This is a genomic window from Sphingomonas sp. BLHR8, from assembly GCF_056821725.1.
In genome coordinates this window covers 1,655,539-1,668,331 of sequence record NZ_JBPDIM010000001.1, presented here as the reverse complement: position 1 = coordinate 1,668,331, position 12,793 = coordinate 1,655,539, and the positions used below count along the sequence as shown (strand labels likewise).

The window sequence follows — 12,793 nt, the reverse complement described above, 5'->3', positions numbered from 1 at the left end:
TGGGAGGGTGAGGGTCGAACTACCCTCAGTATTTCTCGAGCCGCACCTGCATGTGGCGATAGCCGTGGACGAAGCAGGCGGGCACCCGCTCGGGTTCGCTTTCGACGTGGACCCGCAGGCGGCGCTTGGCCATTTCCTCGAGCAGCACCTGCAACTGCAGCTCGGCGACGCGCGCGCCGACGCAGCGGTGGATGCCGTAGCCGAAGGCGAGGTGGCGGCGGGCATTTTCGCGGGTGATGTCGATCGCGTCGCCGTTGGCGAACACGCTTTCGTCGCGATTGGCGCTCGCATACCACAGCGCGATCTTGTCGCCCGCGCGGATCTGGTGGCCGAACAGGTCGACATCCTGCAGCGCGGTTCGCCGCATGTGCGCGAGCGGCGTCTGCCAGCGCACCAGTTCCTGCACCGCATTCGGGATATGTTCGGGATGCTCCTCGAGCAGCGCGCGCTGGTCGGGGAACTGGTTCAGCCCATAGGCATAGGCGCTCATCGAATTGCGCGTTGTGTCGTTGCCGCCGACGATCAGAAGGATGAGGTTCCCCATGAACTCATAATGGTCCATGTCCTTCATCGCGTCGCTGTGAAGCATGATCGAGATGAGGTCGTTGGTCGCGGGCTGGCCGACCTTCGACTGCCACAGCGCGCCGAACGCCGCGCCCATCTGCATCGCCTGTTCGAGCCGCGCCTTGCGCTGTTCGGGCGTGTGAAAGGTTTCGACATCGCCCAATGCGTCGGACCAGTGGGTGAGCTTTGACCGCTCCTCCCACGGAAAGTCGAACAGTCGCGCCAGCATCTGCGTGGTGAGTTCGATCGACACGCGCTCGACCCAGTCGAAGCTCTCGCCGATCGGCAGCGAATCCAGCACCGCGGCGGTGCGCGCGACCGCGTCGGCCTTCATCTCCGCGACGGGGGAGGGGCCGAACGCGGGCGCCACGGTGCGCCGCTGCGCGGTGTGCTTGGGCGGGTCCATGGCGATGAACATCGGCGTCGGCACTTCGAATTCGAGCCGCGAATCCATGCCGTCGCCGGCGACGGTGATGCCGCCCAACTGCCCCGCCGAGCTGTAGATCTGCGGCAGCGCTTCGATGTGCACGATCGGTTTGTAGGTGCTGATCGCCCAATAGGGGCCGAACCGCGCGTCCTCGAAATAATGGATGCCGCCGTCGGCGCGCAATTGGCGGAAAGGCTCCTGCCAGCGGTCCTGCGCCCACAGGTCGGGATGGGTGACGTCCTCGAACCGATCCGCCACGCGGCCGGCCGCGGGCATGGGACGCGGGCTGGTGTCCTTCACGATGCGATAGCGATCCTCGACCGTCCAGTCGGGCGGGGGCGGAGCGGCGGTCTGGTCGGTGACAGTTGCAGTGCTGGCCATGGCTCTCTCTCAGGGTTCCGATGTCGGAGGGCGCGCGCCGAACTGTCCCGTCCGGTCGCGCGAATTACCTGTCGAGAATGCCATTACTGACACGCATGTCAACGGGCGACCGGCGTGTCCGGCTGGCTCCGGCGCAATCGGCTGAGCCAACCGCCGCCGCTGCTCGAGGATCGCAGGACGCCCGCGCGAAACACTCGCACGCCGAGCCAGATGGTGAGCGTCACCCACAGGAGCTGCCAGAGGATCGCGACGAGGTGCGGCGCGAGCGATGCGTCGGTCGCCGCTCGCGCCGACATGGCGAGCGGGGACGCCCACGGCACCCACTGCGCCACGGTGGCGATGCCGCTGCCGGGGGCATTCGCCGCCGCGCTCGCCAGCGCGAAGACGCCGACCTGGAGAAAGGTGAGCGGCAGCGAGAGCATCTGAATCTCGCGCACCGTCGACGCGAGCGCGCCCGCCGACAGGAACATCGCCCCGAGCAGGAGGAAGGCGAGGAAGAAGTAAATTCCGGTGAGCAGCACGAACATCGGCCAGCCGATCGCGGGCACCACGGACAGGCGCGCCGCCAGTTCGGGTGCAACGCCGGCCGCGGAGCTGAGCGCGCCCGCGCCCACCAGACCCCAGAAGGCGACGAACAGCATCGCCACCGCGAACATGCCGATCAGCTTGCCGAAGAACAGCGCCTCCAGCGGGATCGCCGCCGCGAGAATTTCGAGGACCTTGTTGCCCTTCTCCTCGGCCATGGTGCCGACGGTCTGCCCGGCAAGCAGCAGGAGCAGCATGAACAGCGCGAACACCGCGCCATATCCCAGCGCCTGCCGCGCGCTTCGCGAATTGCCCGCATCGCGCGCCAGCGGCACGAAGGTCGCACGGCTGGCGGTCGGCGCGGTCGCGCGCGCGCCTTCCCGCGCCACCGTCTCGGCGAGGAGCGCGAGATATCGGCCCGAGCTGCCGTCCTTGTTCCGCTCGGCGATCCGGGGCGCGGCGGCGGGGCCGGTCAGCACCGCCAGCACATCGGCCCCGGCAGTAAGCTCGCGCGCGACGCCGGCGTGCTCGGGCAGCTGCGGCACGACCGTGATCGGCGGCGTGCGCTCCCATGCGCGTCGGAGGCGCTGGTCGGCGGCGATGAAGCGGTCGCGCTCCGCTGCCGGAACATATGCGACGATGCGGTCGCTGTTCTCGGCACTCGCCGCCACCGCGCTCGCCGACGCGCCACCGAGCGCGCCGAAGCCCAGCATCAGCAACGGCGCCAGCAGGAATACGAGGAACGTCGGGGTCAGCACGAGCGCCGTTACGTCGCGCCGTGCGACGATCCAGACCGAACGCCAGAAATTCATGCCGCGGACTCCTCGCCGATTTCGGAGCGGAGCGGAGGCTCAGGCGGCACCCCGCGACGGTCGGGCGCGTCGCCGACGATATGAACGAAGGCCTCGTGCAGCCCGGGCCGCTCGATCGCCAGTTCCTGCACGCCGAAGCCCCCGGCAACGAGCGCGCCGATCAGCGGATCGACGCCGCCGTCGGGGATGGCGAAGTGCCATTCGCCCTGTGCATCGCGGGTCGCGCCGGACGGTAGCGCGTGTTTAAGCGCCGCCTCGTCCACACCGTCGCGCGGGCGATAACGTACCTGCTGCGGCAACAGCGCGCGGGCCTGCGCGACGCTCCCTTCGAAGCGGCGCTCACCGCCGGCGATGATGGCGAGGCCGTCGCACAGGCGCTGTGCGTGGGCCATAACGTGGGTCGACAGGATGACCGTGGTGCCGCGGTCGCGCGCTTCCAGGACCATCGCCTCCAGCCGCTCCTGATTGACCGGGTCGAGCCCGGAGAACGGCTCGTCGAGCACCGCAACCTCGGGATCGTGCACCAGCGCCCCCACCAGCTGCACCATCTGCGCCATGCCCTTGCTGAGTTTTCGCACCTTCAGCTTCTGCGCGCGTTCGAGGCCGAGCTGCGCCAGCCGTTCGTCGGCGCGGCGGCGCCCTTCGGCGAGGGGGAGGCCGCGCAGCGCACCCATGAAAGCGACCGCTTCGCGCGCGGTCATGGCAGGGTAAAGGCCGCGCTCCTCGGGCAGGTAGCCGACCCGCGGCGCGACCTCACGCGGGTGGTCGTGGCCGAGCAGCCGGCGTCTGCCGGTGTCGGGTTCGATCACGCCCAGCAGCATGCGGATGGTGGTCGTCTTGCCCGCGCCATTGGGCCCGAGCACGCCGTAGATGCTGCCGCGCGGGATGGTCAGCGACACGTCGCGCACCGCGTCGAACCCGCCGAAGCGTTTGCCCAAGCCCTCTGCCTCGACCACCCAGTCGCTCAAGATCGCGTTCCCCCGTCCAGGCCGTTCGAGCAAGGGATAGGCGGCGGCGCGGCGGTGGGGAAGGGGGCGTCAGCCTGCGAAGGCAAATTCCGGCACGCCCGGCACGTCGACGGGAAAGCTCAACACCGCGCCGGCCAGGGGCTGTTCCAACAGCGCCGCTTCGTCGAGCCCCTTGCGCGCGGTGGTGACATAGGCGGTGCGGTGGTCCGTTCCGCCGAATGCGATCATCGTCGGTCGCTGCACCGGCAGCGCGACCTCCGCAACGATCTCGCCCCCGGGCGAGAGGCGCACGACGCGCCAGCCGTCGAACAGCGCGCTCCAGTAGCAGCCTTCGCTATCGAAGCTGCCGCCGTCCGGGCGACCGAGGCCCGGCCCGACGCCGCCGCGCTCGAACTGGTGGAACAGCCGCTCGTTCGAGAGGCCCCCCGTGGTCGGGTCGACATCGTAGCGGCGCAGCGCATGGGTCGCGGTGTCGGCGTGCATGAAGCGCCGTCCGTCCGCGGTGAAGGCGGCGGCGTTGCAGGTGGTCATACCGCCCGCGGCGCGCGTGACCTCGCCCGCCGGCGTGACGCGGTAGAGCGCGGCGTCGTGGGTCAGCTTTGCCTCGTCCATGCTTCCGACCCAGAAGCGCCCGGCGGGGTCGGTGCGACCGTCGTTGAGGCGGTAGTCGTCGCGGCCTTTTAGCATCTGTTCGCCAAATGGCGTCAGGTCGCCGCGCCATTCGTCGGCGGCGAGCAAACCCGCCTTGCCGCCGATCAACAGACCTCCGCCCGCGCGGAAGGCGAGGCAGGCGGCGGGCTGAGCGATCGACCAGTGCTCCACCGCCTCGCCGGGGCGCGCGCGCAGGACTTCGCCCGCGTCGATGTCGACCCAGTAGAGGCGGCCTTCACCGGCGTGCCAGCGCGGGGATTCGCCGAGGGTGGCTGCGTGGTCGAAGGCTGGGGTGATGGGGGGCATGGGTTTCGGTTTAGGTCGCAGAGCTCGGCCCCGCCAGCCTCCGGTATTCGCAGCCTAGCTTCGTCATGCTGAACTTGTTTCAGCATCCAGCGCTGGGGCGTGACGGATGGACCCTGAAACAAGTTCAGGGTGACGGGGGGGCGAGACGCGGCGAGGCCGTCATGGGATTAAATCCCATGACGTCGATCAGGTCGGCTTCGCCGCCTGTCGGCCGGCCTTCGGCGTGCCGCTTCGCGGCACCGCGCGGGCGTGGCCGCGCTCGCCTTGGCACTTGACGCGAACGTAAACGTCAGCTTGTCTTTGCGGAACAGCGGACGTGAGAGCCGCCCCCCGGAGAGATTGCCGCCATGTCGCTCGATCAGCTGTCCCGCACCGCCTACACCGAAGATCACGAAGCCTTTCGCCACTCGGTCCGCGCCTTTCTCGAACGCGAGATCGCGCCGCACGCCGCCGAATGGCAGGAGGCGGGGATCGTCCCCAAATCGGTGTGGCCCAAAGCGGGCGCGGTGGGCATGCTGTGCCCGACGGTACCGGAGGAGTACGGCGGGCTCGGTCTGGACTTCGGCTATAACGCGATCGTCGATGAGGAGAGCGCCTACAACGGCCGCGTGACGACGGGCTTTTCGCTCCAGTCGGACATCGTCGTGAACTACCTCATCCAGTACGGCAGCGAGGAGCAGAAGCGGCACTGGCTCCCCAAGATGGTGTCGGGCGAGGTGGTGACCGCCATCGCCATGACCGAACCGGGCACCGGCTCCGACCTTCAGGGCATGCGCACGACCGCGAAGAAGGACGGCAATCACTACGTTATCAACGGGTCGAAAACCTACATCACCAACGGCCAGAACGCCGACCTCATCCTCGTCTGCGCCAAGACCGACACCGAGGTGCAACCGGCGTGGAAGGGCGTGTCGATCATCCTCGTCGAGGCGGACCGCGAAGGATTCGAGCGCGGCCGCAACCTCGACAAGATCGGCCAGGACGAGGCGGACACGTCCGAGCTGTTCTTCAACGACGTGCGCGTACCGATCACCAACTGCCTCGGCGAAGAGGGCAAGGGCTTCATCTATCTGATGAGCGAGCTGCCGCAGGAGCGCTTGTCGATCGCCGTCTCCGCGCAGGCGTCCGCCCAGCGCGCGTTCGACGACACCGTCGAGTTCACTCGCGACCGCAAGGCGTTCGGCAAGCCGATCCTCGATTTCCAGAATACGCGCTTCGTGCTCGCGGACCTCAAGGCCAAGCTGCAGGTCGGCTGGGCGCACCTCGACTGGGCGCTCGCGCGGCACCTCAAGCGCGAGTTGACCCCGGAGGAGGGCGCCGCGGCAAAGCTGTGGCACACCGACCTCCAGTGGGAGGTGATGGACAAATGCCTCCAGCTGCACGGCGGCGCGGGTTACATGAACGAATATCCCATCGCCCGCGCCTGGCGCGGCGCGCGCGTGACGCGCATCTTCGGCGGCACCAACGAGATCATGAAAGAACTGATCGGGCGCAAGCTCTGACCCTCCCCTCCCGCACGCGGGATGGAAATGACGCCCATCGCGCCGCATTTTTGAAAGGACCCCACCCATGCCCACCGCCTACATCGTCGACGCCGTCCGCACCGCGGGGGGAAAGCGTGGGGGCAGGCTCGCGGGCTGGCACCCGGTGGACATGGCGGCGGCGACGCTCGATTTCCTCGTCGAACGGACCGGGGTCGACGGGCAGCGCATCGATGACGTCATCATGGGCTGCGTCATCCAGGGCGGGCAGCAGTCGCTGCAGGTCGGCCGCAACGCGGTGCTCGCCTCCAAGCGGCTGGGCGAGAAAGTGCCCGCGGTAACCATCGACCGCCAGTGCGGCTCCTCCCAGCAGGCGATGCAGTTCGCGGCTCAGGCGGTGATGTCGGGCACGCAGGACATGGTCATCGCCGCCGGCGTCGAGAGCATGACCCGCGTGCCGATGGGCTCCACCGCGATGCTGTTCGCGAAGGAAGGGCTCGGCAGCTACAAATCGCCGGGGCTCGAGGAGAAATATCCGGGCGTCCAGTGGTCGCAGTTCATGGGCGCCGAGATGCTCGTGAAGAAGCACGGCTTCAGCAAGGAACAGCTCGACCAGTTCGCGCTCGAAAGTCATCAGAAGGCCAAGGCCGCGACCGAAAGCGGCGCGTTCGAGCGCGAGATTGTGCCGCTCGAGATCGAAACCCCCGACGGCCCGCAGAAGCACAAGGTCGACGAAGGCATCCGCTTCGACGCGACGCTAGAGGGCATCGCCAGCGTCAAGCTACTCGCGGAAGGGGGCGCAATTACCGCCGCCAACGCCAGCCAGATCTGCGATGGCGCGAGCGCGGTGCTGGTCGTGTCGGAACAGGCGCTCAAGGACCACGGCCTCACCCCGCTGGCGCGCATCCACAATGTCACCGTCACCGCAGGCGACCCGGTGATCATGCTCGAGGAACCGCTGTTCGCCACCGACCGCGCTCTCAGCCGCGCGGGCATGAAGATCGACGACATCGACCTTCATGAGGTGAACGAAGCGTTCGCGCCGGTCCCGCTTGCCTGGGCGAAGCATGTCGGCGCCGACCCGTCGCGGATGAACGTCCACGGCGGCGCGATCGCGCTCGGCCACCCGCTCGGCGCGAGCGGCACCAAGCTGATGGCGACGCTGCTCAACGCGCTGCGGGTGCAGGACAAGCGCTACGGCCTCCAGACGATGTGCGAGGGCGGCGGCGTCGCCAACGTGACCATCGTCGAGCGGTGCTGACTGTTTCTCCCCTCCCCTTCAGGGGAGGGGCCGGGGGTGGGGTCTCTGGACGAGGCGCCGAGCTAGGCCGCACCACCCCACCCCAACCCCTCCCCTGAAGGGGGGGTTGGGATATTCCCCGTCATGCTGAACTTGTTTCAGCATCCACGCGGCGGGCGCGAAACATCGACCCTGAAACAAGTTCAGGGTGACGAAGCTTTGAGAGGACAGGCATGAAACTCGACAACACTACCGCCGCGGTCGTGACCGGCGCGGCTTCCGGGCTCGGCGCGGCGACGGCGCGGGCGTTGGCGGCAAAGGGCGTCAAGGTTGCGATCTTCGACCTGCAGCAGGAAAAGGGTGAAGCGCTCGCGGCGGAGATCGGCGGCGTGTTCTGCGAGGTGAACGTCACCGACGACGCCAGCGTCGACGCGGGCTTTGCCAAGGCCCGCGCCGCGCACGGGCAGGAGCGTATCCTCGTCAACTGCGCCGGCACCGGCAACGCGATCAAAACCGCCAGCCGCTCCAAGACCGACGGCAGCATCAAGAGTTTCCCGCTCGACGCGTTCAACTGGATCATCCAGATCAACCTCGTCGGCACGTTCCGCTGCATCGCCAAGTCGGCGGCGGGGATGTTGACGCTCGACCCGATGGAGGACGGCGAACGCGGCGCGATCGTCAACACCGCCAGCGTCGCGGCGGAAGACGGGCAGATCGGCCAGGCGGCCTATTCGGCGTCGAAGGGCGGCGTCGTCGGCATGACCCTCCCCATCGCGCGCGACCTGATGAGCGAGGGCATCCGCGTCAACACGATCCTGCCGGGGATTTTCAACACCCCGCTGATGAACGCCGCTCCGCCCGCGGTGAAGGAAGCGCTGGCGCAGTCGGTGCCCTTCCCCAAGCGGCTCGGCCACCCCGAGGAATATGCGCAGCTCGCGCTCACCATGATCGAGTGCGGCTACTTCAACGGCGAGGACGTCCGCCTCGACGGGGCCATTCGCATGGCGCCGCGTTGATGCGTTCGGGCGGGGACGGGAGCGGTTCGAGCCGGCCCGACCCCGCCCGGCTCGACCCCGCGCGCTATGCGATCAACGAGACGATCGGCACGCGCTATCAGGATCTCGACACCAACCGCCACCTCAACAATGTCGCCTTCGCCGCGCTGTTCGAGAGCGCGCGGGTAAACATCAGCCGCCGCACGCGCCCACCCGGCGAACGCCCGAAGGGGGAGCGGTCGGTCGTCGTACAGGTGACCATCGACTATCTCGGCGAAGGCAGCTTCCCCGAACCGGTGGAGGTCCACTCCGCCGTGGGCCGGATCGGCGGGTCGAGCTTCACCATCGTTCAACTGATGACGCAGGCGGGGCGGCCGATCGCGACTTCGGCCACCGTCGTCGCGGTGCGCCGCGATGGCGCAGCGAGCCCGCTCAGGGACGATGTGCGCGCGGCGCTCGCCGCGCTCGCGTTCAGGGCGCCCGCGGCAGCGGACGGTGCGGCGGGTTCGGGCGCGTGAACAGCCGCCCGCGCTCCCCCCACAGCAACGCGGCGAGCGCGACGATCCCGGCGATCAGATAACCCACCGCGAGCGGCACCGTCGTCCCGTCATAGGCGCCGCCGATGATCGCGCCGACCGCGGCGGAGAGGAGCGTGCGCACGCTGTTCTGGAACGACGACGCACTGCCCGCCTCTCGCCCGAACGGCTCCATCGCGATCGAGCTGCTGTTGGCGCCGATGAAGCCCATCATCGCCATGTTGAGCGTGACGATGCCGACGAACAGCCACAGCGATTCGCCGACAATCGCGAACAACAGCTGCACGCACGAAAAGACAATGAAGGCGATGATCGCGGTATGGCTCACCCGCCGCGCGCCGAAGCGCATGACCAGCCGCGAGTTGGTGAAATTGGCGGCCGCGATGCCCGCCGCGACGATGGCGAAGACATAGGGAAAGATCGCCCCGGCGCCAAAGGTCCGCGCGATGATCTGCTGCGCGCTGTTGAGAAAGCCGAAGTTGGCGCCGATGGCGATGCTCGACGCGGCCATATAGGCGAGCGCGGTGCGATGCGTCGCCACCTGGCGCCAGACGCCGAGAAGTGGCCGCAGTGCGAGCGGGCGCTGGTCCTCGGGCTTCATCGTCTCGGGCAGGCGCAGGCCGATCCAGACCAGCATGACGCTGCCCATGATCGCGAGGAAGCCGAAGATTGCCGGCCAGGTGGCGATCGAGAGAATGCCCTGCCCGAGCGTGGGCGCGACGATGGGCACGACCATGAAGATGAGGAAGATGAGGCTCATCATCTTGGCCATCGCATCGCCCGAGCTGCGGTCGCGCACGACTGCGGTCGCGACCACGCCCATCGCCGCGGCCATCAGCCCGTGCAGGAAGCGCATGCCGAGCATCGTCTCCCACGTCGGCGCGAAGGCCGAGGCGAGGGCTGCGACGATATAGCCGACGAGGCTTACCAGAATGACCGGGCGGCGCCCGAAGCGGTCGGCGAGGGGGCCGTGGATCAGCGAGCCGATGCCGAGGCCGACGAAGTAGAGGGTGATGATGCGCTGCTGCGCATTGGCAGTCGGCGCGCCGAGTTCGCCCGCGATCTGCGGCAGCGCGGGCAGCATCGCGTCGATGGCGAGCGCGTTCAACGCCATCATCAACGCCATCATCGCCACGAACTCGCGCGGGCCGAGGCGGTCGGCTTGGGTCCGCGGGGCGGCAGGTGGCGCTGGAATCATTGCGAAGGCCCTGCCACAGCGGCCTCGCCGCGTCATGCGAGAAACGCCAGTGTGACGCCAAGCTCGCAGCGCTTTCACGCCGACCATGCTCGCACTATCGCAGGGCAGTGTTCGACGCGCCCCCACCCCCACCCCCGCCAGCCCCGCCGGCCATCATCGCCTCGGCCCCCGAACGGGTGGAGGATGTGCCGATCGTCGTCACCGCGCTGCCGACGCCGGTCGGGGCGGAAGGCTATGCCGTGCGCCGGGTGGACGGCGATGCGCTGCGTTCGGCACCGGGCGGGCGGATCGAGGAGGCGCTGGCGCGCGTCGCGGGCTTCGCCCAGTTTCGGCGCAGCGACGGGCGCTCGTCCAATCCGAGCGCGCAAGGCGTCACGCTGCGCGGGCTCGGCGGCAATGCCTCGAGCCGGGCGCTGGTCACGCTCGACGGGGTGCCGCTCGCGGACACTTTCTTTGGGGCCATCCCCTTTGCGGCGCTCGACCCGGAGACGCTGGCGAGTGTCGAGGTGACACGCGGCGGCGGGGCGGGGGCGTTCGGTGCGGGCGCGCTGACTGGGGTGATCGATGCCCGATCGACCCCGCTCGACCGGCGGAGCGGCGCACGTGCGTTCGCTGCCCTCTCGAGCCTCGGTGACCGACGTCTTTCCGCTGGCGCGGTGGCGGCGCTCGGCGCGGGGCGGGTCGCGCTCGACGTCGCGCATGAGAGCGGCGAGGGCTTTTTCACGACCCCGCCGGACGAGCGGGTCGCTGCGAGCGTGCGCGCGGCTTATGCCGCGACGCGGCTGGCGCTGACGGCCGAGGCGCCGCTCGGCGACGCGCTGACGCTGCAGGGGCGGCTGGCGGGGTTCGACGATGCGCGCACGCTGCGCTTTCGCGGTGCCGACAGTGGCATTCAGGGGCTCGACGCGAGCGTCCGCGCGACCGGTGGCACGCGCTGGCAGGTTGACGCGCTGGGCTGGCTGCAGGCGCGGGATTTCCGTTCGGTGGTCGTCAGTGCGACCAGTTTTCGGCCGACGCTCGACCAATATGCCACCCCGTCGAACGGCTGGGGCGCCAAGGTCGAGCTGCGTCCGCCGGTCCCGCGAGCGATGACGTTGCGGCTGGGCGCGGACATCCGCGGCGGCGAAGGCACGGCGCTCGAACGTGCGCTCGCCGCCGATGGGAGCATCACCCGGCGGCGGGCGAGTGGCGGGGCGCAAAGCGTCGCAGGCCTGTTCGGCGAGTTGGGAGCGGCCACCGGGCGTATGAGCGGCAGCATCGGCGTACGGCTCGACCGCTGGCGGCAGAGCAGCGGCTTCGCGCGCGAAAGCCTGGTCGATGGACGGCCGGTCGCCGATGCGCGCTTTGCCGATCGGGTCGGGATCGAGCCGAGCGTGCGCGCCGCCGTGCGATACGCGATGTCGCCGGCGATCGACCTGCGCGCGGCGGCCTACACCGGCTTCCGGCTGCCGACGCTCAACGAGCTTTACCGGGGGTTCACGGCGTTCCCGGTGGTGACCCGCGCCAACCCCGCGCTCGACCTCGAACGGCTGCGCGGCGTGCAGATCGGGCTCGACCTTCGCCCGGCAGAGGCGGTGCGGCTATCGCTGACCGGTTATCGCGATCGACTGGGGGGCGCGATCGGTAACGTCACCATCGGCCCCAATCTGCGCGAGCGGCGCAGCCTCGACGCCATTGTCTCAACCGGGGTCGAGGCGGAGGGCGAATGGCGTCGCGGGCCGTTTCTTGCGAGCGCCAGCCTCGCCTTTGCCGATGCACGGATCGAGGCGGGCGACGACCCCACGGCGCGCGCGCTCGACGGCCTCCGTCCGGCGCAGACCCCGCGGCTGCAGGCGTCCGCGCGTCTAATGTGGATCGGCGGGCTGTGGCGGGCCGAAGCCGGCGTGCGCCATGTGGGCGAAGCATTCGAGGACGATCGCAATGTCGACCGCCTGCCCGCTGCCACGCTGGTGGATGCGCGGCTTGGCTGGCAGCTGACGGATCGGCTGGAGCTTGCGCTCGCGGTCGAAAACCTCTTTGACGTGGACGTGGTGACGCGCAACGCGGGGGGCAGCATCGACCTCGGCGCGCCGCGGACGGGTTGGCTCACGCTGCGCTGGCGCGGCGCTGGCCGTTGAGCGAGGAGGGACCGGCAATGGCAACGCAGGCAGTGAGCACACCCTACGACCCCGCGCAGGTCGCGCGCTACCACAGCGTGTCGCGCGCGCTGCACTGGCTGATGGCCGCACTGATCCTCGGCAATGCGGCGGGCGGTATCCTGCACAATGCGGCACCCGCGCTGATCATGCCGATCCACAAATCGACCGGCATTCTCATCCTCACGCTGGCGGCGATCCGGCTCGGCTGGCGGCTGCTCTATCCGCCGCCGCCGCACCCGCCGCAGGTGACGCGCATGGAAAAGAGTCTCGCCGGGGTGATCCACACCATCCTCTACGCGCTGATGTTCCTCGTGCCGCTGAGCGGATGGATGTACGCGTCGAGCGGGCCGGCGCCGCTGACCTTCTACGGCCTGTTCGACATTCCGAAGTTCGCCATCTCGCGCGGCGATCCGCTCGCCAACATCGCCGGCGAAGGCCACGAGCTGATGGCGTTCCTGCTGCTCGGCCTCGCGGTCGGCCACGTCGGTGCGGCGATGTACCATCACTTTATCAAGAATGACCCGACGCTGGTCCGCATGACCGGGCGCGGGCTACGTCGCTAACCGCAGGA

The 12,793-nt window shown here is 69.1% G+C and carries 11 protein-coding genes; 6 read left to right on the top strand and 5 right to left on the bottom strand.

Annotation, left to right across the window (positions count from 1 at the left end):
- Positions 1-25: 25 nt before the first annotated feature.
- The 4 genes from ACRYJK_RS08335 to ACRYJK_RS08320 all read right to left on the bottom strand — a co-directional run bounded on the left by ACRYJK_RS08335 (position 26) and on the right by ACRYJK_RS08320 (position 4,634).
- Positions 26-1,267 carry a cytochrome P450 gene (locus tag ACRYJK_RS08335; protein ID WP_482667426.1) on the bottom strand — a complete coding sequence of 414 codons (1,242 nt, stop codon included), beginning with the start codon at positions 1,265-1,267 and terminating at the stop codon, positions 26-28.
- A gap of 203 nt (positions 1,268-1,470) precedes the next feature.
- Complete coding sequence (locus ACRYJK_RS08330) at positions 1,471-2,709, bottom strand: ABC transporter permease (RefSeq protein ID WP_482667064.1); 1,239 nt, start codon at positions 2,707-2,709, stop codon at positions 1,471-1,473.
- Positions 2,706-3,677, bottom strand: coding sequence for an ABC transporter ATP-binding protein (locus ACRYJK_RS08325; protein ID WP_482667063.1), 972 nt, complete (start codon positions 3,675-3,677; stop codon positions 2,706-2,708). Before ACRYJK_RS08325 ends, ACRYJK_RS08330 begins: the two co-directional genes overlap by 4 nt.
- A gap of 69 nt (positions 3,678-3,746) precedes the next feature.
- Entirely contained in the window at positions 3,747-4,634 is an 888-nt protein-coding gene (locus tag ACRYJK_RS08320; protein WP_482667062.1) for an SMP-30/gluconolactonase/LRE family protein, read from the bottom strand.
- Between the two features lie 347 nt (positions 4,635-4,981).
- Between ACRYJK_RS08320 and ACRYJK_RS08315 the strand changes: the two genes are divergently transcribed.
- The 4 genes from ACRYJK_RS08315 to ACRYJK_RS08300 all read left to right on the top strand — a co-directional run bounded on the left by ACRYJK_RS08315 (position 4,982) and on the right by ACRYJK_RS08300 (position 8,868).
- Positions 4,982-6,136 (top strand): acyl-CoA dehydrogenase family protein, encoded by a 1,155-nt coding sequence (locus tag ACRYJK_RS08315; protein ID WP_482667061.1) that lies wholly within the window; start codon positions 4,982-4,984, stop codon positions 6,134-6,136.
- Between the two features lie 67 nt (positions 6,137-6,203).
- Positions 6,204-7,376 (top strand): acetyl-CoA C-acetyltransferase, encoded by a 1,173-nt coding sequence (locus tag ACRYJK_RS08310; RefSeq protein ID WP_482667060.1) that lies wholly within the window; start codon positions 6,204-6,206, stop codon positions 7,374-7,376.
- A gap of 212 nt (positions 7,377-7,588) precedes the next feature.
- Positions 7,589-8,371 (top strand): SDR family NAD(P)-dependent oxidoreductase, encoded by a 783-nt coding sequence (locus ACRYJK_RS08305; protein ID WP_482667059.1) that lies wholly within the window; start codon positions 7,589-7,591, stop codon positions 8,369-8,371.
- The gene (locus tag ACRYJK_RS08300; RefSeq protein ID WP_482667058.1) at positions 8,371-8,868 is read left to right on the top strand and encodes an acyl-CoA thioesterase; all 498 of its coding nucleotides are present in this window, start codon (positions 8,371-8,373) and stop codon (positions 8,866-8,868) included. Before ACRYJK_RS08305 ends, ACRYJK_RS08300 begins: the two co-directional genes overlap by 1 nt.
- On the opposite strand, the gene ACRYJK_RS08295 is transcribed toward ACRYJK_RS08300, so the two are convergent.
- Positions 8,822-10,084: a multidrug effflux MFS transporter gene (locus ACRYJK_RS08295; RefSeq protein WP_482667057.1), complete on the bottom strand. Its 1,263-nt coding sequence runs from the start codon at positions 10,082-10,084 to the stop codon at positions 8,822-8,824. The two genes, ACRYJK_RS08300 and ACRYJK_RS08295, sit on opposite strands and share 47 nt — an antisense overlap.
- A 107-nt stretch (positions 10,085-10,191) precedes the next feature.
- Here ACRYJK_RS08295 and ACRYJK_RS08290 point away from each other — a divergent pair, with 107 nt between their 5' ends.
- Together ACRYJK_RS08290 and ACRYJK_RS08285 are read left to right on the top strand one after the other, a co-directional pair.
- Entirely contained in the window at positions 10,192-12,201 is a 2,010-nt protein-coding gene (locus tag ACRYJK_RS08290; RefSeq protein ID WP_482667056.1) for a TonB-dependent receptor, read from the top strand.
- Positions 12,202-12,218: 17 nt separating this feature from the next.
- Positions 12,219-12,785: a cytochrome b gene (locus ACRYJK_RS08285; protein WP_482667055.1), complete on the top strand. Its 567-nt coding sequence runs from the start codon at positions 12,219-12,221 to the stop codon at positions 12,783-12,785.
- The last annotated feature ends 8 nt before the right edge of the window (positions 12,786-12,793 follow it).